The following is a 22,713-nucleotide window of genomic DNA, read 5'->3' on the forward strand; positions in this document are numbered from 1 at the left end:
GCAGCGACGAGGACGGGCGGTTCCGCGCCCGGTGAACGCATGTACCTCGGCATCGACATCGGCACATCGGCCGTGAAGGCCGTTCTGGTCGGCGAGAACGAAGCGCTGCTCGCCGAGGCGGAGGAGGCGCTCGCCATCGCGCGTCCGCACCCGCTCTGGGCCGAGCAGGACCCGCAGGACTGGTGGCAGGCGACGGAAACGGCCGTGGGCCGGCTGCGGCGCGCCGCACCCCGGGCCTTCGCCGCCGTGCGCGGCCTCGGCCTGTCCGGCCAGATGCATGGGGCGGTGCTGCTCGATGCGGCCGGCGATGTGCTGCGCCCGGCCATCCTCTGGAACGACGGTCGCGCCCATGCGGAATGCGCCGCGCTGGCCCGCCGCCTGCCCGTGCTCGGCCATATCGCCGGCGTGCCGGCCATGCCCGGCTTCACGGCGCCGAAGCTCCTGTGGCTGGCAACGAACGAACCCGAGACCTTCCGCAGGGTGGCCAGGATCCTCCTGCCCAAGGACTATATTCGGCTTCGGCTCACGGGCGAGGCGGTCACCGACATGTCGGACGCGGCCGGCACGCTGTGGCTCGACGAAGCGCGCCGCGACTGGTCGGACGACATCCTCGCCGCGACCGGCCTCACGCGGGCGCACATGCCGCGCCTCGTCGAAGGCACGGCCGCGGCCGGCAGCCTGCGAGCCGAGACGGCACGGGCGCTCGGCCTGCCGCCCGGCCTGCCGGTCGCCGGCGGCGCGGGCGATGCCGCAGCCGGGGGGATAGGCATCGGCGCCGTCAACGACGGCGATGCCTTCCTCTCGCTTGGCACCTCGGGGCAGTATTTCGTCACCACCGACAGCTTCCGGCCTTACCCGGAGGCCTATGTGCATGCCTTCTGCCACGCCCTGCCCGGCCGCTGGTTCCAGATGGCGGCGCTGCTCAACGGCGCGAGCGCGCTCGGCTGGGCGGCGAAGATCCTCGGGGCCGACGATATCGGCGCTCTCCTTGCCCGCACCGAAGCCGCCTTTTCGGGCCGGCCGGCCCGCCCCCTGTTCCTGCCCTATCTCACGGGCGAGCGCACGCCGCACAACGACCCGCATGCCCGCGGCGTGTTCTTCGGCCTCGCGCCGGACGTGACGCGCGAAGAAATGGTCCAGGCGGTGCTCGAAGGCGTCGCCTTCTCCTTCGCCGAGGCGCAGGAATGCCTTGCCTATGCCGGGACGCATGCAGCCTCCGTCGCCGCGATCGGTGGCGGCTCGCGCAGCCGTTTCTGGATGCGCCTGATGGCGAGCGCGCTCGAGCGTCCCATCACGCTCTACAGCGGCGGCGCGAAGGGCCCGGCCTTCGGCGCCGCCCGGCTCGCCCGGATCGCGACCACGGGCGAGGACCCGGCCGCCGTGTGCCGGACGCCGCCGATTGCCGAGATGATCGAGCCGGACCGGGTTCTCGTCGAGGCCTATCGGCCGGCCTTCGCTCGTTTCAAGCACCTCTATCAGGCGCTGAAGAGCGAATTCCAGACGTATTAAGCAAGACTTATCAGCGCATTACACGATCCAGCTCAACCATATCCTTCGCGGCCGGCTATTTGCGGCGAAGGGTGCTGATCTCTTCCATCAGCTCGATCTGCAGTTTCTGCAGCTCCGTCAGCCGCTGCCATTGCCGGGTGAGGAGATGGTCGATCTTCTCGTGCAGATGGCGGATCTCGAGCTCGGCCTTGAGATTGATGAGATAGTCGTTGCGGGACCGCAGCCGGTCCTTCGCCTCCTGCCGCTTCTGGCTCATCATGATGATGGGCGCCTGCACGGCGGCAAGGCACGACAGCACCAGGTTGAGCAGGATGAAGGGATAGGGATCGAAGGCCTGCCCTGCGGCCGATCGCGCATTGAACGTGATCCAGACGGCGAGCGTGATGCTGAAGACGATGATGAAGGTCCAGCTGCCGCCGAAGCGTGCCAGATTGTCAGCCATCCGCTCGCCGAACGTGCGCTGGCCGCTGTATTCGTGCTCGACATTGGCGGCGAGCGTGGTCTCGCTCGTCATGCTCTCGGCGACGCGCCGGTCGAGATCCGAGAGCTCTCCCCGCTCCTGCCTGAGCAGGTCCTCGACATAGCCGGCGCGATGGCGCGCGAGGTCCAGCCGGTCGATGGCCCCCGTCTCGGCGAGCTGCGGCTGTTCGTGCAGCACGCGCTGCAGCAGCTGGGGGCTGACGACGTCCAGCGGCACGGTGTCGGACTTTTTCGACACCCGCTGTTCCCTCCGAGAGCCGCCCTGCCCACGCGTGCGGTCGTTGCGCTCGGCCATGCTGCACCTCCAGGGGAGCCGTTTGCCGTCACCCTATCCGTGCGCAGCCTGCCATCTCAAGCCGGGAAGATGGCCGCTCCCTTGTCCGCCGTGCCGACCAGGTGGCGGAAGCCGGCGAAGAGCTCCCGGCCGACGCCGACGTGCGAGGCCGACAGGTCCGCCTCCACCGGCGCGCGCGCCGCAAATTCCCTCGCGTCGACCAGGACGTCGAGGCGACCGCTGACGGCATCGACGCGGATGACGTCGCCGTCGCGGATCCTCGCGATGGCGCCGCCGTCCGCGGCTTCGGGCGTGACGTGGATCGCAGCCGGCACCTTGCCCGAGGCGCCCGACATGCGCCCGTCGGTGACGAGGGCGACACGCTGGCCGCGGTCCTGCAGCACCGCGAGCGGCGGCGTCAGCTTGTGCAGCTCCGGCATGCCGTTCGCCTTCGGCCCCTGATAGCGCACCACGGCGACGAAATCGCCCGTGAGGGTGCCGGCCTTGAAGGCCGCCTGCAGTTCCTCCTGGCTGTGGAAGACGCGCGCCGGCGCCTCGATCACGTGCCGCTCGGGCGCCACGGCCGAGGTCTTGATCACGGCCCGGCCGAGCGGGCCGTCCAGCACCCGGAGCCCGCCGGTCGCCTGGAAGGGCTCGCCGACGCCGCGCAGGATGTCGGTGTTGCCGCTCTCGCTCGCCGCCTCGCGCCAGGCGATGCCGCCGTTCTCGTCGAGGCCGGGCTCCACGAGATAGCCGTCGAGCCCCGTGCCCCAGACAGTGGTCACGTCCCGGTGCAGCAGGCCGCCGCCGAGGAGCTCGCGGATGAGAAAGCCCATGCCGCCGGCGGCGTGGAAATGGTTCACGTCCGCCTTGCCGTTCGGATAGACGCGCGCGAGCAGCGGCGTCACCTCCGCGAGGTCTGCGAAGTCGTCCCAGGTGAGGGCGATGCCGGCCGCCGCCGCCATGGCGACGAGATGCAGGGTATGGTTGGTCGAGCCACCCGTCGCGTGCAGGCCGACGACGCCGTTGACCACGGCCTTCTCGTCGATGATGCGCCCGACCGGCGTATATTCGTTGCCGAGCGCCGTGATGGCGATGGCGCGTTTCGCCGCCGCCTGCGTCAGGGCATCGCGCAGGCTGGTGTTCGGATTGACGAAGGACGCGCCCGGCAGGTGCAGGCCCATGATCTCCATGAGCATCTGGTTGGAATTGGCCGTGCCGTAGAAGGTGCAGGTGCCGGGCCCGTGATAGGACTTCATCTCGGATTCGAGCAGCGCGTCGCGCCCCACCTTGCCCTCGGCGTAGAGCTGGCGGGTCTTGGCCTTGTCGTCGTTGGAGAGGCCCGAGGTCATCGGCCCCGCCGGCACGAAGACGGCCGGCAGATGGCCGAAGGACAAGGCGCCGATGACGAGGCCGGGCACGATCTTGTCGCAGACGCCGAGGAAGACGGCGGCATCGAACATCTGGTGTGACAACGCGACCGCCGTCGACAGCGCGATGACGTCGCGCGAGAACAGCGACAGCTCCATGCCGGCCTCGCCCTGGGTGACGCCGTCGCACATGGCCGGCACGCCGCCGGCGACCTGGGCAGTGCCGCCCGCCTCGCGCACGGCGGCGCGGATGAGCTCGGGAAAGCGCTCGAACGGCTGGTGCGCCGAGAGCATGTCGTTGTAGGCGGTGACGATGCCGAGGTTCGGCGCGTCCGAGCCGGCGAGCCTCTCCTTGTCCTGCGGCCCGCAGGCGGCAAAGCCGTGCGCGAGATTGGCACAGCCGAGATGGCCGCGCCGCGGTTTGGCCTCGGCCGCGGCGGCGATGCGTTCGAGATAGCGCGTGCGCGCGTCGCGGCTGCGCCTTGCGATGCGTTCGGTGACTTCACCGATCCGCGCCTGAACGGTCATGGCAATCTCCGTTGATCCGCTGCGCTACAGCGCGCCGTCTTCGTACCAGGTGCGGCCGTCGCGCTCGATGAGGGCGATCGACGCGGAGGGGCCCCACGTGCCCGCCGTGTAGGACTTGGGGGCGTCGCGCGTCTCCTGCCAGGTCTCGATGATGGGGTCGATCCAGGTCCAGGCCGCCTCCACCTCGTCGCGGCGCATGAACAGCGTCTGGTTGCCACGCACCACGTCGAGGATGAGGCGCTCGTAGGCGTCCGGATTGCGCACGCCGAAGGCCTCGGCGAAGCTCATGTCGAGCGGCAGGTGCTGCAGGCGCATGCCTCCGGGGCCGGGATCCTTGATCATCAGCCACAGCTTCACGCCCTCGTCCGGCTGCAGCCGGATGACGAGGCGGTTCGGCGTGATCGGCCCGGCGCCGGCATCGAAGACCGAATGGGGAATGGCGCGGAAGGTGACGACGATCTCCGACACCCGCGTGGCGAGCCTCTTGCCCGTGCGCAGGTAGAACGGCACGCCGGCCCAGCGCCAGTTGGCGATCTCGGCCTTCAGGGCGACGAAGGTCTCCGTGTTGCTGACATGGGCGCCGAGCTCTTCGAGATAGCCCGGCACCGCCCCGCCGGCCGACGCGCCGGCCCGGTACTGGCCACGCACCGTGAGCTGGCCGGCATTGTGCGGGCCGATCGGTACTAGTGCCTTGAGAACCTTGAGCTTCTCGTCGCGGACGGGGTCGGCCGCGATCGAGGTCGGCGTCTCCATCGCGACGAGGCAGAGCAGCTGCAGGATGTGGTTCTGTACCATGTCGCGCATGGCGCCGGCGGTGTCGTAATAGCCCGCCCGCCCCTCGACGCCGAGGGATTCGGCCACCGTGATCTGCACATGGTCGATGTGCGCGGCGTTCCACAGCGGCTCGAACAGCGCATTGGCGAAGCGCAGCGCCATCAGGTTCTGGACGGTCTCCTTCCCGAGATAATGGTCGATGCGGTAGATGCTTTCCTCGGGAAAGACGCGGCCGATGGCCTCGTTGAGCCGCTGCGCCGAGACAAGGTCCTTGCCGAGCGGCTTCTCGACCACGACGCGTGAGCGCCCGTCGACGAGGCCGTGGGTGCCGATATGCTCGCAGATCGGGCCGAAGAGATCGGGCGACGTCGCGAGATAGAAGACGCGGACGAAATGCTCCTCGGCCTCGGCGGCACGGGCGAGAGCGTCCCAGCCCTCCTTGCCGCCGGCATCCGCCGCGACATAGCTCAACCGGGCGAGGAATCTCTCGAGCGCGAGAGGCTCGATATCGCGCGCCGCGACATGTTCTTCGATCGCCTTCTTCGCCAGCGCGCGAAACGCTTCATCGCTCAGGCTGCGGCGCGAGGTGCCGACGATCCGCGCCTCGTCCGGCAGTTGCCCGTCCTGGTCGCGGTGGTAGAGCGCCGGCAGCAGCTTGCGCTGGGAGAGATCGCCCGTCGCCCCGAAGACCACGAGCACAAACGGAGAAACAGGAATAACACGGCTCGTCATACCATTGTTCTTTCGTGCAAAATCGCTTCCACGTCCTGCCGCGACGGCAGGTCGGCGCCGCGTCGGCTGCAGGTGATCGAGGCGGCGCTCGCCGCATAGTGCAGCGCTTCGGTGACGGTCTCGTGGTCGATCGTCGCGATGGCCGGCCGGTCGAGCTTGCCGCGTCCGGCGAGGAAGGCAAGAAGCGCGGCATGGAAGGTGTCGCCGGCGCCGACGGCATCGACGAGCCCGATCGGCCGCGCCGGCACGTGGAGAACGGCCCCGTCGGCGAGATAGGCGCTGGCGCCCTTCTCGCCCCGCGTCACCGCGACGAGCTTCACTCCTGCCGCGAGCCAGGACGCCGCCATCTCGCCGACATCAGCCGCCTCGCCATAGGCGGTGGCGATGTCCTCCGCGCTCGCCTTGACGATGGTGGCATGGGTGACGAGCCGGGCGAAGCGCTCCCGCCAGGCACCCATGTCACCGATGAGGTCCGGCCTCAGGTTGGGATCGATGCTGACGACGCGGCGCGCGCCCTCGCGCGCAAGAAGCGTCTCGATGGTCGAGCCCACCGGCTCGACGCCGAGGCTGTAGGAGCCGACGGCGATGGCGGCGAAGCCGCTGCAGTCCGGCAGCGCCTCGGCCGGCAGATCGCGGTCCGCCGCCTGCTCGCCATAGAAACGATAGTGCACGCTGCCGTCGTGGGTCGCCGTCGCCAGCGACAAAGTGGTCGGCCGGTCGCTGCGCCGCACGTGGGCGACATCGACGCCGTTGCGCACCAGCGTGGCGACGAGTTCCTCGCCGAGCGGATCGCGGGCGATGGCGCCGCAGAACGCGGCGGGGCAGCCGAGGCGCGCGAGGCCGACGGCGACATTGAAGGGCGAGCCGCCGACGACGGCTTCGGCATCGAGCCCCCCCGCGCCGCGCGCCTTGATGAAGAGATCGACGAGCGCCTCGCCGCAAACGAGAATCATGACCCTGGCATGCCTCTTGTTGTGCGGGCGCCGGTCGCCGGCGCCCGCCTTCGGGAGGGACGGCTCAGCTGCGCGGCGCCGACCAGCCCTTGTAGTCCTTCACGTTGTCGCGCGTGACGAGCGTCGAGGGCATCAGCACCATCGGCTGGTCCGGCTTCTTGCCGTTCATGATGCCGTAGCCGACCTCGACCGCCTGCTGCGCCATGGCATAGGGGTCCTGGCTGGCGGAGGCCTCGACCATCGTGTTGCCCTTGAGGGCAGCCTCGATGTCCGGCGCACCGTCGACCGAGGTGATGATGATGCCGGTGCGGTTCAGCTGCTTGGCGGCGAGATCGGTGCCGATCGCCTGCGGGTCGTTGATGGCGAAGACGGCATCGATCTTCGGGAAGCGCGTGAGGTGCCCCTGCATGACGTTGAGGCCGCCCTCGCGCGAGCCTTTGGCGTCCTGATCCGACGACAGCACCTTGATGCCCGGCGTCTTCTCGAACACCGCCTTGCAGCCGTTGACGCGATCGATGACCGCCGAGACCTGTGGGCCGTTCTGGATGATGACCTCGCCCTTGCCGCCGAGCTTGTCGACGATGTACTGGCAGGCGATCTCGCCGGCCTGGACGTTGTTGGTCTGCACCGTCGCATCCGCGCCGGAGGCCGCGACGTCCACCGCCATCACGACGATGCCGGCCGCCTGCGCCTTCTTCACCGCCGGCTCGATGGCCTTGGGATCGACGGCGTTGAGAAGGATGAGATCGACGCCGGAGGCGATGAAATTGTCGATCTGGGTGAACTGCTTGTTGAGGTCGTAGTCGGCCGAGACCGAGGTGACGCGTGCGGCCGGGTTGATCTCCTTGGCCTTGGCCTCGGCGCCCTTGGCGAGCGTGACGAAGAACGGGTTGCCGAGCGAGCCGAGCGTGATGCCGACCGCCTTGAGGTCCTTGGCGCTGGCGACGGAGGTCGCGAGCGCAAGAGCGGCACCGGCAAGCAGAACGCGTTTCAGCATGATGTTTCCCTCCCTGGTCCTGTCGTTGAGCGTCCGCGGCGCCGGACCAGTACGGCGCCGATCATGAGCCGGACGGCCTGTCAGGTGCGGGCGCTGCCCTGCAGGCGGAAGCGGTCGAGCGCCACGGCGCCGATGATGACGAGGCCCTTGATGATGAACTGCCAGATGTCGGACACGCCGAGCAGGATGAGGCCGTTCGACAGCACGGCGATGATCAGCGCGCCGATGAGCGTGCCCCAGATAGAGCCGATGCCGCCGACGAAGCTCGTGCCCCCGAGGATCACGGCGGCGATGGCATCGAGCTCGTAGGACTGGCCGAGCTGCAGGCCGTTGGCGGCATAGAGCCGCGCCGCCGACATCGCCCCGCCGAGGCCGGCGAGCAGGCCGGAGACGGCATAGACGAAGAGCAGCACGGCCCAGACCTTGATGCCGGACAGGCGCGCCGCATCGGAATTGCCGCCGACGGCATAGATGTGAACGCCGAGCACCGTGCGCCGCAGGATGAACCAGGAGGCGAGGATCACCGCGACGGCGATGACCGCGAGCCACGGGATCGAGAGGATGCCCGGGATGATGACGAGCGAGCCGTTGCCGATGAAGGCGAAGGGCAGCTCCGGGTTGAACACCGTCGTGTCGTTGCCGAGCAGGCGCGCGATGCCGCGCACGGCCGTCAGCGAGCCGAGCGTGACGATGAACGGCGGCAACCGCACGAAGGCGATGAGCGCCCCGTTGAGGAGGCCGAAGAACAGGCCCGTCGCCATGGCGGCCGGCACGCCGAAGACGCCGAAATCCTGCGAGGCGATGACGGCGACCATGGCCGAGGCGGCGAGGATCGAGCCGACGGACAGGTCGATGCCGCCCGTCAGGATGACGAAGGTCATGCCCGCGGCGAGCACCGTGTTGATCGCCGCCTGCTGGGCGACGATGGACAGGTTCTGCGCCGTCAGGAACCGCCCGTCCCCGGTGACGTAGATGGTGAGCAGGTGGATGAGGATGCACAGGATGACGAGCACCGGCAGCATGCCGACGGTGCGCACCAGTCCCTGCAGCATGATGCGCCGATGTGTGGCGAGCGCGGCTTCTTCGGCTGCGGACATGGGGACGTTCCCTCTCGTCTGGTCGCTCATTCGGCCGCCATGAGCGAGCGGTCGACACCGGTTGCGAGCGCGATGATGTTTTCCTGGGTGATGGCGTAGCCGGTCTCCCCGCCGACCTCGCCCGCGATCTCGCCCTCGCGCATGACGAGGACGCGGTCGGCGATGCCGACGATCTCGGGCAGTTCCGACGAGATGACGAGGATGCCGACGCCGGTCTTCGCCAATTGGTCGATGATGCGATAGATCTCGGACTTGGCGCCGATGTCGACGCCACGCGTCGGCTCGTCGAGGATGAGCACCTTGGGCTCCGTCTCGAGGAGGCGCGAGAGCAGCACCTTCTGCTGGTTGCCGCCCGAGAGCGAGCCGACCGTCACCTCCGGGCTCGCGACGCGGATGGCGAGCGACTTGATGGCTCGCGCCGCCCGCCACCTGCCCTTGCCGCGGTTGAGGACGCCGGCCCGGGCGTCGCGGCCGATGACGCCGAGGTTGAGGTTCTCCGCCACCGTCATGTCGAGGAAGAGGCCCTGGGCCTTGCGATCCTCCGTCAGATAGACGAGCCCGGCGTCGATGGCGTCCTGCGGCCGGCGGATGTCGGCCGGCTTGCCGGCGACGACGATCTCGCCGCTCGTGCGCGTGTCGGCGCCATAGACGAGACGCGCCAGCTCCGTGCGCCCCGCGCCGACGAGGCCGGCAAGGCCGAGCACCTCGCCCGCATGGAGCGTGAAGGAGCAGTCCTTGACGCGCGTGCCGTCGCCGACATCACGCACCTCGAGCACCGGCGCGTTGCGCACGCCCGGCACGTGGTCCTTCTTGTAGAAGGACGACAGGTCGCGGCCCACCATCATGCGCACGATGGTCTCGGGCCGGATCTCGTCACGGCCGAGCGTGCCGACATAGGTGCCGTCGCGCAGCACCGAGACCCGGTCCGACAGTTCGTAGACCTCGGCCATGCGGTGCGAGATGTAGATGATGGCGAGCCCCTCGGCCCTCAGCTGGCGCACGAGCGCGAACAGCCGGTCCGTCTCGCGCGAGGACAGCGCCGTGGTCGGCTCGTCCATGACGAGGATGCGCGACTTGGCGTGCACCGCGCGGGCGATCTCGACGAGCTGGCGCTCGGCGATCGACAGGTCCGCGACCAGCGTGCGCGGGCCGAAGGTGGCGCCGAGGCGCTTGAGGATCTCGCCGCAGCCCTCCGCCATCGCCTGGCGGTCGATCATGCCGCGGCGGCCGATCTCCATGCCGAGATGGATGTTCTCGGCCACCGTCAGGTTCGGCGCGAGCGCCAGCTCCTGGTAGATGATGGCGATGCCGTAGGCCTTGGCGGCGAGCGGGCCGTCGATCACCACAGGCTCGCCGTCGATGCGGATCTCGCCGCCGGGATCCGCCTGATAGGCGCCCGACAGCACCTTCATCAGCGTCGACTTGCCGGCGCCGTTCTCGCCCATGAGCGCGTGGATCTCGCCGGGATAGATCGTCAGCTGGACGTCGTTGAGCGCCTTGACGCCGGGGAAGGTCTTGGAGATGGCGCGCATCTCGAGGATGGGCTCAGGCGAAGACATGCTCGCTGCCTCCCTTGACGCCGACGGCCGCCTCGCCGGTCAGGATGCCCGCGCGCGGGCTGAAATGGACGAAGAGCGGCAGGCTCGCGGCCCCGAGCGCGCCGGCATAGGGGCCGAAGTGCCCGGCCCGCACGACCGGCGGCGTACGCGCCTCGGCGACCCCCGCAGCGAGCGCCTTCTCGAGCCGCGCGATCAGCCGGTCGATCCAGACCCGGTCGAGATCGCTGTCGACGGCGACGAGCGAGATGTCGAGCAGGGCGCGCATGGCGAGCAGCGGCCCGGCCAGCGCATCGACGCAGTCGTCCATCCATTCCTCGACCGCGTCGGGATGAGCATTCATCGCCCCTGGCAGGTCGCCGAGGCCGGTCACCTGCGCGCCGCAGTGGCGCAAATGGCGGATGAGGGCATTGAGCGAGGCCCGCGTCAGGAGGATGTCCGTCTGCGGCCCCTGCGGCGCCGACGGCAGCCGGCTCGGCCCGGCGGGCATCACCGCGACGTCGGCGGCATTGCCGGTCTCGCCGCGCAGGTAGTCGCCGCCCATGGCAAGGCCGCCGCCGATGCAGGGCCCGATGAAGAGATAGAGGAAGTTGTCGGCCTCGTGGCCGAGCCCATGGAACAATTCGGCGATGGCCGCCGCGGCGCCGTCGTTCTCCTCCACGGTGGCGAGGCCCGTGGCCCGGGCGAGCTCGCCGGCGAAATCCGTCTCGTCCCACTCGTGCAGCGACGGCACCTCGACGAGGTCGAGCTGCTGCAGCCAGCTGCCGAGATTGTAGGGGCGGCCGATGCCGATGCCGGTGATGCGCTCGCGCATCTCCGGCGTGCAGAAGGCGCGCAATTGCTCCACGTCGCGCTGGACGATGTCGAGCGCCACGGCCGGCGACGGCAGGTCGATGTCGTGGGTGTACTGGGCAAGGAGGTGGCCGCCGAGGTCGACGAGCACCGTCTCGATGCGGCTGCGGTCGAGCCGCACGCCGATGCCGTAGGCTCCCGCCCTGTTGAGGCGCATAATCGTCGCCGGCTGGCCGCGCTGGCCGCGGTGGCGCTTGCCGACGGTCTCCACGAGCCCGAGGGCGTCGAGTTCATCGACGATCTGGCCGACAGCCGTGCTGGTGAGGTCCGCGGCGCGGGCAAGGTCCGCCTTGGACGCTTCGCCGAGACGGCGCAGGCAGCGCAAGACGAGACGCTGGTTGTACTGCCGGATCTGCAGGGAATTCGTCCCCTGCCCGGCCCGCATGGCACGCATGGCCCGTCCCTGTCGTTCCCCGGCCGCTTTGGCGACCTTTTTATAAATCACGTTGACTTATTAAGGAGCGTTCTGCCGCCGCTGTCAAGTTTGCCGTGCAAGGATGGTGAGAGCCTCGGGGCGGAATGACCGCACAGGCGATAAAACCTATATATATGACAATGGATTACCATGATATCTTTGCGCCTATGCCCAGTTGGTCATGGCCGGGCTCGTCCCGGCCATCCACGCTTTTGACGCTGCTTAACTTCTCAAGGCGTGGATGCCCGCGATAGGCGCGGGCATGACGGCGACCCGGTTTTCTGCGGCTGCGAAAATCACGCCGCCTTGCGCTGTTCGGCGATGCGCACGAGGTCGCGCAGCACGCGGGCCGTGCCCTTCAGGCGCGCCTCGGCGCTGTCCATGTCCTGGATGAAGACGATGCGCATGTCCGGCCGCACCTTGGCGAGCGTGCCCTCGCCGGCGACATAGGCGATGAGGCCTTCCGGATTGGCGAAGGAATTGTCGCGGAAGGCGACGATGAGACCCTTCGGCCCGGCCTCGACCTTCTCGACATTGGCGCGCCGGCACAGGGCCTTGATGGCGACGAGCTTGAGGAGCTGGTCGACCTCTTCCGGCAGCGGGCCGAAGCGGTCGATGAGCTCGGCGCCGAAGGCGTCGATCTCGTCGTCGCGCTCCAGCGTCGACAGGCGCTTGTAGAGGCCGAGGCGCAGCTGCAGGTCGGGCACGTAGCCCTCCGGGATCATCACCGGCGTGCCGATGGTGATCGACGGCGACCACTGCTCTTCGGCCTCCTCGTCCGTGACGCCGGCCTTGAGCTGGGCCACCGCCTCCTCCAGCATCTGCTGGTAGAGCTCGTAGCCGACCTCCTTGATGTGGCCGGACTGCTCCTCGCCGAGGAGGTTGCCGGCGCCGCGGATGTCGAGGTCGTGGCTGGCGAGCTGGAAGCCGGCCCCGAGCGTGTCGAGCGACTGCAGCACCTTGAGCCGGCGCTCGGCCGTCACGGTGAGCGTGCGGTTGGCCGGCACGGTGAAGAGCGCATAGGCGCGCGTCTTCGAGCGGCCGACGCGCCCGCGCAGCTGATAGAGCTGGGCAAGGCCGAACATGTCCGCCCGGTGCACGATGAGCGTGTTGGCGCGGGGGATGTCGAGGCCCGATTCGACGATGGTCGTCGACAGGAGGATGTCGAACTTGCCCTCGTAGAAGGCCGTCATGGCGTCTTCGAGCTGGCCGGCCGGCATCTGCCCGTGGGCGACGACGACGCGCGCCTCCGGCACCTCGGCGTCGAGGAAGGCCTTGACCTCGGCGAGGTCCTCGATGCGCGGGCAGACGTAGAAGGCCTGGCCGCCGCGGTAGCGCTCGCGTAGCAGCGCCTCGCGCACGACGAGCGGATCGAAGGGCGTGATGAAGGTGCGCACGGCGAGGCGGTCGACCGGCGGCGTCGCGATGAGCGACAGTTCGCGCACCCCGGTGAGTGCGAGTTGCAGCGTGCGCGGAATGGGCGTCGCCGACAGGGTCAGCACGTGCACCTCGGCGCGCAGCTCCTTCAGCCGCTCCTTGTGAGCGACGCCGAAGTGCTGCTCCTCGTCGACGATGATGAGGCCGAGGTCCTTGAAGCGGATGGCCTTGCCGAGCAGGGCATGGGTGCCGACGACGATGTCGACGGTGCCGTCGGTGAGCCCCTCCTTGACCTTCTTCATCTCGCCGGCGGCGACGAAGCGCGACGCCTGGGCGATACGGACCGGCAGCCCCTGGAAGCGTTCGGCGAAGGCCTTGTAGTGCTGGCGCGCCAGCAGCGTCGTCGGCACGACGACCGCCACTTGGCGGCCCGACAGGGCAACCGCGAAGGCCGCGCGCAGCGCCACCTCGGTCTTGCCGAAACCGACATCGCCGCAGATGAGCCGGTCCATCGGCCGCCCGGCGGCGAGATCGTCGAGCACCGCGTCGATGGCGTTCTGCTGGTCCTCCGTCTCGTCGTAGGGAAAGCGCGCCGAGAATTCGTCGTAGAGTCCTTCCGGCGGCTGGATGCGCGGCGCCTCCTTGAGGGCCCGCGCCGCCGCGATCTTGATCAGCGCCCCGGCCATCTCGCGGATGCGCTGCTTGAGCTTGGCCTTGCGCGCCTGCCAGGCGACGCCGCCGAGCTTGTCGAGCACCGCCTCCGTGTCCTCCGAGCCGTAGCGCGACAGGAGCTCGATGTTCTCCACCGGCAGGAACAGCTTGTCGCCGCCGGCATAGTGCAGCTCGAGGCAGTCGTGCGGCGCTCCGGCCGCGTCGATGGTCTTCAGCCCGACGAATCGGCCGATACCGTGGTTGACGTGCACCACGAGATCGCCGGCGGTGAGGCTGGAGACTTCGGCGATGAAATCCTGCGCGCGCTTGGCCTTGCGCTTGGCGCGCACGAGACGGTCGCCGAGGATGTCCTGCTCGCCGACGATGGCGAGGTCATCGGTCTCGAAGCCGTGCTCCAGCCCCCAGACGACGAGCGCCGCCTCGTTGCGGGCGAGCGCCGAGACATGGGCGAGACGCGAAATCGGCTTCGCCTGCGTCAGGCCATGGTCGGCAAGCACATGGCCGAGACGCTCGCGCGAACCCTCCGACCAGGCAGCGAGCACCACATGCTTGCCCGCCTTCTGCAACTCGCGCACGTGGCGCACGGCGACGTCGAAGACGTTCGCCGTCTCGTCCGCCCGCTCGGCGGCGAAGCTGCGCCCCTGCCGGCCACCGATATCGACCACGAGCCGTCCGCTCGTCTCCGGCTGGGCAAAGGGCGTCAGGCGGACAATCGCTTCTTTTCCAACCTGTTCGGCCCATTCGCTCGCACCAAGATAGAGCGCGTCCGGCGGCAGCGGCTTATAGGGCGCTCCGCCGACGACCGGCTGGTCGAGGGCGGCCTTGCGGGCATCGTAATAATCGGCGATCTGCGCGAGACGCTCGCCCGCCGCGTCATCGGCGAGCGCGTCGAAGACGAAGGGCACGCCCGGCAGATAGGTGAACAGCGTGTCGAGGTGGTCGTGGAACAACGGCAGCCAGTGCTCGACGCCGGGATGGCGCCGCCCCTCGCTCACCGCCTCGTAGAGCGTGTCGTCCCGCGTCGCCGTGCCGAAGGCCGCCACATAGCCCTGGCGGAAGCGGCGCATGGTCTCGGTGGTGAGCTGCAGTTCGCTCATCGGCACGAGGTCGAGCGCGCGCAGCTGGTGCGTGGTGCGCTGCGTCTCGGGATCGAAGGCCCGGATCGATTCGAGCGTGTCGCCGAAGAAGTCGAGACGCAGCGGCTCCGGCATACCAGGGGCATAGAGGTCGACGATGCCGCCGCGCACCGCATATTCGCCCGTGTCACGCACGGTGCCGGTGCGCAGGAAGCCGTTGACCTCGAGCCAGCTGACGAGCGCCTCCATGTCCATGACATTGCCGGGCGCGGCCGAGAGCGTCTCGGTGGCGATGCGGGCGATGGGCGGCACGCGCTGCAGGATGGCGTTGACCGTCGTGAGCAGGATGCGCGGCTTGTCCTCTCCCGCCCGCGTGCGGGCGAGCCGGGCGAGCGTCGTCATGCGCCGCGCGGTCACGGCGGCGTTGGGCGACACCCGGTCGTAGGGCTGGCAGTCCCAGGCGGGAAAGGAAAGGACATCGATCTCCGGCGCAACGAACGACAGCGCCGTCTCCATCGCCGCCATGCGCTGGCCGTCGCGGGCCACGTGCACGAGCGTCGCCGCCCTCTCCTCGCCTTTGGCGAGGGCGCGTGCGAGATCGGCCGCGACGATGGCGTCGAGCCCGTCGGGCACGCTCGCGACGGTGAGGCTTTCGGCCCGCTTCAGGGCCTCGATGGCGCGTTTGAGCTGCATGGCATTCTTGGATGATGGATGTGTCTGCCGGCTGTCCGAAGCAGCCGGGGCGCCGCAAGTTCCCGGGCTTTAGGATCGCGCGGGCGCGCCGTCGGCGTGGAAGTCCCGCATGCGGCGGAAGAGCGGTGTGTCGTAGGCGGCCGGCACCGGCTCGCTGCCGCTGATCCAGGAGAAGAGGTCCTTGTCGATGAGCTCGATCAGCCGCTCGAACTCGGCGATCTCCCCTTCGTCCAGCTCCGCCACATGGGCATCGGCGAAGCGGCCCATGATGAGGTCCATCTCGCGCATGCCGCGATGCCAGGCGCGATAAAGGATGCGCCGCCGGCGCATGGCGAGGTCGCTGTCGTCCGGCTGGTTGTCGTTCACGGTTTGTCTCCTTCGCGGCCGAACACGCGAGAGTCGTCGCGCCGGGCTTGGGCGGGTATATAGCGCCCGACAGGATATCTGTCAGCCCGCCCGCGATTCCCTTTCGAGCCTCGAGCAGCCCCCAGCGATGCGCCCCTCGCCCCTCGATCCGCTCTTCGCCGAAGTGACCTCGCTGCCCGGCGTCGGCCCGCGCATGCGGCTCCTGTTCGACAGGCTCATCGGCGAACCGGGCAAGTCCGCACGCGTGCTCGACCTGCTCTTTCACCTGCCCCATGGCGCCGTCGACCGCCGCGCGCGCCCGACCGTGGCGGAGGCGGTGCCCGGCGAGATCGTCACGCTTACCGTCCGGGTCGTCTCGCATCAGCCCTCGCCGCCCGGCCGCTCGCGCGCGCCCTATCGCGTCGTCGTGGAGGACGAGACGGGCGACGTCACCCTCGTCTTCTTCAACGCCGACCGGCGGCGCCTCGACAAGCTGCTGCCCATCGGCGAGGAGCGCTTCGTCTCCGGCAAGATCGAGCTGTGGGACGGGCGGCGCCAGATGGTCCACCCCGACCGCGTCGTCGATGCCGCCGGCCTTGCCGACATGCCGGTGGTGGAGCCGACCTACGGCCTCACCGAGGGCCTGACGGCGCGCTATGTGAACCGCATCGCCCGCGCCGCCCTGGCCCGCGTGCCGGAACTGCCCGAGTGGCAGGAGGAAAGCTGGCTCGCGCGCAACGACTTTCCCGATTTCCGCACCGCGCTCGAGCGCCTGCACGCCCCGCAGGACATGGCCTTGGCGCCGGACAGTGCCGCCCGCCGCCGCCTCGCCTATGACGAACTGCTCGCGACCCAGCTCGCCCTCGCGCTCCTGCGCAAGAGCCTGCGCCGCGCGCCGGGGCGGGAGAATGTCGGCGACGGCCGGCTTGTCGCCCGCCTGCGCGAGGTCCTGCCCTTCGCCCTCACCGCCTCCCAGGACCAGGCGGTGGCCGACATCCGCCGCGACCTCGCCGCGCCGCAGCGCATGCTGCGCCTCCTGCAGGGCGACGTCGGCTCCGGCAAGACGGCCGTTGCCCTGATGGCCATGGCGAGCGCCGTCGAGGCTGGCCGGCAGGCCGCGATGATGGCGCCGACGGAGATCCTCGCCCGCCAGCATTTCGAGCGCCTCGCGCCGCTCGCCGAAGCCGCCGGCCTGCGGCTCGGCCTCCTCACCGGCCGGGACAAGGGCGCCGAACGGCGCCGCACGCTGGCAGCGCTTGCTGATGGCGGGCTCGACATCGTGGTCGGCACGCATGCGCTCTTTCAGGAAGACGTCGCCTTCCACGACCTTGGCCTTGCCGTGGTCGACGAGCAGCACCGCTTCGGCGTGCATCAGCGCTTCGCCCTCGGCGCCAAGGGCGCGGCCGTCGACGTGCTCGTCATGACGGCGACCCCCATCCCGCGCACCCTGGTGCTCACCTATTTCGGCGACATGGACGTGTCGGTCCTCAAGGAGAAGCCGGCCGGGCGCAAGCCGATCGACACCCGCACCGTGCCGCTGGAGCGGCTCGACGAGGTGGTGGGCGCGACCGGCCGGGCCATCCGCGGCGGCGCGCGTGTCTATTGGGTCTGCCCGCTCGTCGCCGAATCGGAGACGCTCGACGTCGCGGCGGCGGAGGAACGTTACGCGAGCCTCGTCTCGGTCTTCGGGAGCGAGGCCGTCGGCCTCCTGCACGGCAAGATGCCCGGCCGGGAGAAGGACGCCGTCATGGCGCGCTTCGCGGCGGGAGACCTCAAGATCCTCGTCGCTACCACGGTCATCGAGGTCGGCGTCGACGTGCCCGAGGCGACCGTCATGGTCATCGAGCACGCGGAACGATTCGGCCTCGCCCAGCTGCACCAGTTGCGCGGGCGCATCGGCCGCGGGGCGGCCGCCTCCACCTGCCTGCTCCTCTACAAGGCGCCGCCCGGCCCGGTGGCCGAGGCGCGCCTCCGGATCATGCGTGAGACGGAGGACGGCTTCCGCATCGCCGAGGAGGACCTGAAGCTGCGCGGCGAGGGCGAGATCCTCGGCACGCGCCAGTCCGGCGCGCCCGACTTCCGCCTGGTGCGCACCGAGACCGACGCCGACCTGATCGCCGCCGCCCGCGACGATGCCCGGCTCGTCATCGAGCGCGATCCCCGCCTTGCGGGCCCGCGCGGCGAGGCGTTGAAGCTGCTGCTCTATCTCTTCGAGCGCGACGAGGCCATCCGCCTGCTGCGCGCCGGCTGAGCTTACGGCTGCGCTGCTTCCAGCCCCTTGCGCTTGCGCGCCGGCAGTGCCTTCGCCGGCGCCGGCTTGGCACTGTCCGGCTGGATGACGCCGCCGGACATGATGAGCTTGGCCGCCTCCTCCACCGTCATGGAGACTTCGATGACGTCCTTGCGCGGCAGATAGAAGAAGAAGCCCGTCGTTGGATTGGGCGTGCACGGCATGAAGACGCCGACATAGTCGCCGGCATCCGGCAGGCGCTCGGCGATGGTCCTGGCCGGAGGCGTCGAGAGGAAGGCGATCGACCACACCTCGCGCGACGGATAGGGGATGAGCACGACCGAGCGGAAGGAGGTGCCCTGCTCCGAGAACACCGTCTCGAAGACCTGCTTCACGCCCTTGTACAGGCTGCGCACCACGGGCATGCGCGCCAGGATGCGCTCGCCGAAATTGAGCAGCGAGCGCCCGACGAGATTGGCCGTCAGGAAACCGAGCAGGGTCAGGCCGATGAAGGCCACGACGAGGCCGAAGCCCGGGATGGCGAAGGGCAGATAGGTGTCCGGCAGGTAGGCCGCGGGGATGAGCGGCTTCACCCAGCCGTCGATGAGGCTGATGATCCAGGTGACGATATAGGCCGTGATGGCGAGCGGCCCGGCGACGACCACGCCGGTCAGGAAATAGTTGCGCAACCGGGAGCCGGCCGTGTGCGGCCGGACGGCCGACGCGGCGGCCACCTCCTGAGCGATTTGATGCGCCGTCGGGACGAACCTTTCGTCCTCCGGCTGCTTCTGCCTGTCATCCATGCGATACAACCTGTTCCATGAGGCTTGCCGGGGCGTGTCATGCAGCCGCATCCCCGCCGCGAGGCCCTTTCACAATTGATGGGGCTTTGCCATTTTCCTTGCAAGCACGCCGATCATCGCAGGCATTTCGGACAGATCGAATCGGAACGGCACGTGGAAGGCAGGAGGACCGATCAGGATCGCCACGGCGGCGCGACCGACGCCGGGCAGCGGATTGCGACCCGCTCGCCGGCTGCGCGCCTCATCTATCTCGGCCTCGGCTGCCTCTTCGTTCCGGTCGGAGCCATCGGCCTCGTCATGCCGCTCCTGCCGGGCACGGTCTTCCTCATTCTCGCGGCGGCATGCTTTGCCCGGTCCTCGCCGCGTTTCGAGCAATGGCTGCTCGAGCACCGCTATCTCGGGCCGTCCGTCCGCGCCTGGCGCGCCAACGGCTCCATCCCCCGCCGTGTGAAGTGGATCGCCTGCATCAGCCTCGTCGTCAGCTACGGCATCGTGCTGGCCTCGGCCGCGCCGATGGTGGGCCGCATCGCGGCCGCCGCCTGCTTCATCGCGGTGGCGGCCTATATCATCACGCGGCCTGAGCCTGTCGCGGAATTGTGAGCGGCGGGCGGCCGCCCACCGGCCTCATTCGACGGTCACGGACTTGGCGAGGTTGCGCGGCTGGTCCACGTCCTTCCCCATGAAGAGCGCCGTGTGATAGGCGATCAGCTGGGCCGGTATGGCGTAGACCAGCGGCGCGATGATGGGGTTCATGGCCGGCATGGCGACGGTCGCCATCGTCTCCACGGCCGCCTCGCGCGCCGCATGCGCCTCGCCGACGAGGACGATGCGCCCGCCGCGCGCGGCCACCTCCTGCATGTTCGACACGGTCTTCTCGAAGACGGCATCGCTCGGCGCCAGCACGATGACCGGCACCGTCTCGTCGATGAGGGCGATGGGGCCGTGCTTCAGCTCGCCGGCGGCATAGCCCTCGGCATGGATGTAGGAGATTTCCTTGAGCTTGAGCGCGCCTTCGAGGGCGAGCGGATAGGCCATGCCGCGCCCGAGATAGAGCACGTCGCGCGCCTTGGACAATTCACGCGCCAGGCCCTCGATATCCGCCTCGCTCTTCAGCGCCTCGGCCATGAGGCCCGGCACCGAGATGAGGGCGGAGACGAGCCCCTCCTCGTCCCGTTCGCTCAGGGTGCCGCGCGCGCGCCCGGCGGCGATCGCCAGCGCCAGCAGCACCGCGAGCTGGCAGGTGAAGGCCTTGGTCGAGGCCACCCCGATCTCGGGGCCGGCGAGCGTCGGCAGCACGGCCGTGCTCTCGCGGGCGATGGTCGAGGTCGGCACGTTGACGACCGACAGGATCGAGGCGCCGCCCGCCTTGGCATAGCGCAGCGAGGCGAGCGTGTCGGCGGTCTCGCCCGACTGGGAGATGAACAGCGCCACGTCCGTCTCGAACAGCGGCATCTCGCGGTAGCGGAACTCGGAGGCGACGTCGATCTCCACCGGCAGGCGCGCCAGCCGCTCGAACCAGTAGCGCGCGACGAGCCCGGCGTAATAGGCCGTGCCGCAGGCCGAGATGACGATGCGGTTCACCTTGCGGAAATCGACGGCGAGCTCGGCCGGCATGCGCACCCGGCCCGCGGCGAGGTCGACATAATGGGCGACCGTGCGGCCGACGACCTCCGGCTGCTCGTGGATCTCCTTCGCCATGAAATGGCGGTGGTTGCCCTTGTCGGCGATGAAGGCACCCGGCGAGAACCGCTGGCGCTCGCGCTGCACCACCTTGCCCGAAATGTCGCGGATGACGGCGCCATCGTGCGACAGCACCGCCCAGTCGCCGTCGTCGAGATAGGAGATCTCGTCCGTCAGCGGCGCCAGCGCCAGCGCATCGGAGCCCAGATACATCTCGCCCTCGCCGTAGCCGATGGCGAGCGGCGCCCCGTGGCGCGCACCGATGAGAAGGTCGTCCTCGCCGGCGAAGACGAAGGCGAGCGCGAAGGCGCCGCGCAGCTGCGGCAGGACGGCGGCGACGGCATCGGCCGGCGCCTTGCCCGCCCGCATCTCGCGCGTCACCAGCTGCGCGACGACCTCGGTGTCCGTCTCGGTCTCGAAGACGACGCCCTCGGCCTGCAGCTCTTCCTTGAGCGCGCGGAAATTCTCGATGATGCCGTTGTGGACCACGGCGAGACGATCCGTCGCATGGGGATGCGCGTTCGTCTCGTTGGGCCGTCCGTGCGTCGCCCAGCGGGTGTGGCCGATGCCGACGGGGCCGGACAGCGGCGAGCGCGCCAGCTTGTCCTCGAGATTGCGCAGCTTGCCCTCGGCCCGGCAGCGCTCCAGCCGCCCGTTCTCCAGCGTGGCGACGCCGGCGGAGTCGTAGCCGCGGTATTCGAGGCGCTTCAGCGCATCCACCACGAGCGGGGCGGCCGGCTGCCGCCCGAGTATTCCCACGATGCCGCACATGGATGGTCTACTCCCCGAAAGGCCAGAACAGTCGTATCGTCGATCACGACGGATCGACGTGGTATCCGATCGCGATGCGCAGGCTCAAATCACGTTCGATATCCGTTTGTGACGTAAGAGCGCAGATGAGCATGCGCCTCATTCGGCCTTTTTGATAGAAGCGCCACTAAACGTTTCGCGGAATTTCTGTGCCCAGCCGTCCTTGGTGACCTGCCGCGCGCGGCCGACGGCGAGCGCATCGGCCGGCACGTCCATCGTCACCACCGAGCCGGAGCCGACGAAGGCGCCATCCCCGATGGTGACCGGCGCGACGAGGGAGGAGTTGGAGCCGACGAAGGCGCCGGCGCCGACCTCGGTGCGGTGCTTGCGGAAACCGTCGTAGTTGCAGGTGATGGTGCCGGCGCCGATGTTCGCCCTGGCGCCGATCGTCGCATCGCCGAGATAGCTCAGATGGTTGGCCTTGGCGCCGGCCCCGAGCGTCGCGTTCTTGACCTCGACGAAATTGCCGACCCGCGCGCCCTCGCCGATATCGGCGCCCGGACGCAGGCGGGCATAGGGGCCGACGGATGCGCCGGCGCGGACCCGCGCCCCTTCGAGATGCGAGAAGGCATGGATGACCACCCCGTCCTCCACCGTCACGCCCGGCCCGAAGACGACGTGCGGCTCCACCACCACGTCCCGGCCGAGGCGCGTGTCGGCGCTGAGGAAGACCGTCTCCGGCGCCTGCAGCGTCACTCCTTCGCGCATCGCCCTGAGCCGCAGCTGCGCCTGCAGCGCCGCCTCTGCCTGCGCAAGCTGGACGCAGTCGTTGATGCCCTGGACTTCCGCTTCATCGGCAACGACGACATGGGCCTTGAGGCCCCGCGCCCGCGCCACCACCACCGCGTCGGTCAGGTAGAACTCCCGCTGGGCATTGTCCTGGCCGATCGCGTCGAGCAGCGCGAGCGCTTCGCCGCCGGCAAGCGCCATCAGGCCCGCGTTGCACAGGCCGACGCGCCGCTCCTCGTCGTTCGCGTCCTTGTGCTCGCGGATGGCGAGAAGGTCCTCGCCTTCGATGATAAGACGCCCGTAACCGTTGGGATCGGCGGCCTCGAAGCCGAGCACGGCCACGGCGGCACCGCGGGCGAGCTCCGCCCGCAGCCGGCCGAAGGTCTCGGCGGTGACGAGGGGCGTGTCGGCAAAGGCCACGATGACGTCGTCATAGCCCTGCGCGATCTCGTCGCGCGCCGCGAGCACGGCATGGGCCGTCCCCAGGCGCTCCGCCTGGACATGCACCGCCGCATCGGCCCGCACGCGGCGCGCCTCGGCTGCGACGTCCTCGCGATCGGGGCCGACGACGACGGATACCGCATCCGCCCCCGCGGCCGAGATGGCCTCGAGCACATGGGCGAGGAGGCTGCGTCCGGCAAGCGCGTGAAGGACCTTGGGCTTGCGCGATTTCATGCGCGTGCCCTCGCCCGCGGCCAGTACGACGACGAGGCAGCGACGCGCCGCCGCCGAATCCGATGCCTTCATCAATGTCATCTCCC

Annotated in this window: 16 protein-coding genes; 3 read left to right on the plus strand and 13 right to left on the minus strand. The window is 69.5% G+C overall.

The genetic code is table 11. The features are described 5' to 3' along the window. Nucleotides 1-39 precede the first annotated feature (39 nt). The gene (xylB, locus tag AL346_RS18720; RefSeq protein ID WP_019404088.1) at nt 40-1,509 is read left to right on the plus strand and encodes a xylulokinase; all 1,470 of its coding nucleotides are present in this window, start codon (nt 40-42) and stop codon (nt 1,507-1,509) included. A 55-nt stretch (nt 1,510-1,564) separates the two neighbouring features. Here the strand turns inward: xylB and AL346_RS18725 are convergent, their stop codons facing one another. From AL346_RS18725 to AL346_RS18770, 10 genes are all read right to left on the minus strand, one after another. Continuing rightward, nucleotides 1,565-2,284 carry a DUF1003 domain-containing protein gene (locus AL346_RS18725; protein WP_082312578.1) on the minus strand — a complete coding sequence of 240 codons (720 nt, stop codon included), beginning with the start codon at nt 2,282-2,284 and terminating at the stop codon, nt 1,565-1,567. A gap of 56 nt (nt 2,285-2,340) precedes the next feature. Beyond that, the gene (gene edd / locus AL346_RS18730; RefSeq protein ID WP_019404090.1) at nt 2,341-4,161 is read right to left on the minus strand and encodes a phosphogluconate dehydratase; all 1,821 of its coding nucleotides are present in this window, start codon (nt 4,159-4,161) and stop codon (nt 2,341-2,343) included. A 24-nt stretch (nt 4,162-4,185) separates the two neighbouring features. Next, nucleotides 4,186-5,667 (minus strand): glucose-6-phosphate dehydrogenase, encoded by a 1,482-nt coding sequence (zwf, locus tag AL346_RS18735; protein ID WP_026015465.1) that lies wholly within the window; start codon nt 5,665-5,667, stop codon nt 4,186-4,188. After that, nucleotides 5,664-6,620: a carbohydrate kinase gene (locus AL346_RS18740; protein ID WP_019404092.1), complete on the minus strand. Its 957-nt coding sequence runs from the start codon at nt 6,618-6,620 to the stop codon at nt 5,664-5,666. Before AL346_RS18740 ends, zwf begins: the two co-directional genes overlap by 4 nt. A gap of 64 nt (nt 6,621-6,684) precedes the next feature. Continuing rightward, nucleotides 6,685-7,617, minus strand: a complete 933-nt coding sequence (locus AL346_RS18745) for an ABC transporter substrate-binding protein (protein ID WP_019404093.1) — start codon at nt 7,615-7,617, stop codon at nt 6,685-6,687. Nucleotides 7,618-7,697: 80 nt separating this feature from the next. Next, nucleotides 7,698-8,669: a ribose ABC transporter permease gene (locus AL346_RS18750; protein ID WP_371179660.1), complete on the minus strand. Its 972-nt coding sequence runs from the start codon at nt 8,667-8,669 to the stop codon at nt 7,698-7,700. A gap of 71 nt (nt 8,670-8,740) precedes the next feature. Continuing rightward, on the minus strand, nt 8,741-10,273 hold the full coding sequence (locus AL346_RS18755) for a sugar ABC transporter ATP-binding protein (RefSeq protein ID WP_019404095.1): 1,533 nt from the start codon (nt 10,271-10,273) through the stop codon (nt 8,741-8,743). Further along, entirely contained in the window at nt 10,260-11,516 is a 1,257-nt protein-coding gene (locus tag AL346_RS18760) for an ROK family protein (protein ID WP_019404096.1), read from the minus strand. Before AL346_RS18760 ends, AL346_RS18755 begins: the two co-directional genes overlap by 14 nt. A gap of 317 nt (nt 11,517-11,833) precedes the next feature. Next, complete coding sequence (gene mfd / locus AL346_RS18765; protein ID WP_053193948.1) at nt 11,834-15,355, minus strand: transcription-repair coupling factor; 3,522 nt, start codon at nt 15,353-15,355, stop codon at nt 11,834-11,836. A 69-nt stretch (nt 15,356-15,424) separates the two neighbouring features. Further along, complete coding sequence (locus AL346_RS18770) at nt 15,425-15,721, minus strand: succinate dehydrogenase assembly factor 2 (protein ID WP_019404098.1); 297 nt, start codon at nt 15,719-15,721, stop codon at nt 15,425-15,427. A 127-nt stretch (nt 15,722-15,848) separates the two neighbouring features. On the opposite strand from AL346_RS18770, the gene recG reads away from it, so the two are divergent. Beyond that, nucleotides 15,849-17,951 (plus strand): ATP-dependent DNA helicase RecG, encoded by a 2,103-nt coding sequence (gene recG / locus AL346_RS18775; protein ID WP_019404099.1) that lies wholly within the window; start codon nt 15,849-15,851, stop codon nt 17,949-17,951. 2 nt (nt 17,952-17,953) lie between these two features. On the opposite strand, the gene AL346_RS18780 is transcribed toward recG, so the two are convergent. Next, the gene (locus AL346_RS18780; RefSeq protein WP_019404100.1) at nt 17,954-18,733 is read right to left on the minus strand and encodes a DUF502 domain-containing protein; all 780 of its coding nucleotides are present in this window, start codon (nt 18,731-18,733) and stop codon (nt 17,954-17,956) included. A 153-nt stretch (nt 18,734-18,886) separates the two neighbouring features. Between AL346_RS18780 and AL346_RS18785 the strand changes: the two genes are divergently transcribed. Further along, nucleotides 18,887-19,333: a YbaN family protein gene (locus AL346_RS18785; RefSeq protein ID WP_245258946.1), complete on the plus strand. Its 447-nt coding sequence runs from the start codon at nt 18,887-18,889 to the stop codon at nt 19,331-19,333. Nucleotides 19,334-19,357: 24 nt separating this feature from the next. Here the strand turns inward: AL346_RS18785 and glmS are convergent, their stop codons facing one another. Together glmS and glmU are read right to left on the minus strand one after the other, a co-directional pair. After that, entirely contained in the window at nt 19,358-21,184 is a 1,827-nt protein-coding gene (glmS, locus tag AL346_RS18790; RefSeq protein WP_019404102.1) for a glutamine--fructose-6-phosphate transaminase (isomerizing), read from the minus strand. Nucleotides 21,185-21,322: 138 nt separating this feature from the next. Next, nucleotides 21,323-22,699 carry a bifunctional UDP-N-acetylglucosamine diphosphorylase/glucosamine-1-phosphate N-acetyltransferase GlmU gene (gene glmU / locus AL346_RS18795; RefSeq protein WP_019404103.1) on the minus strand — a complete coding sequence of 459 codons (1,377 nt, stop codon included), beginning with the start codon at nt 22,697-22,699 and terminating at the stop codon, nt 21,323-21,325. Nucleotides 22,700-22,713: the final 14 nt, after the last annotated feature.

This window comes from Chelatococcus sp. CO-6 (assembly GCF_001271345.1).
Lineage (GTDB): Bacteria > Pseudomonadota > Alphaproteobacteria > Rhizobiales > Beijerinckiaceae > Chelatococcus_A > Chelatococcus_A caeni.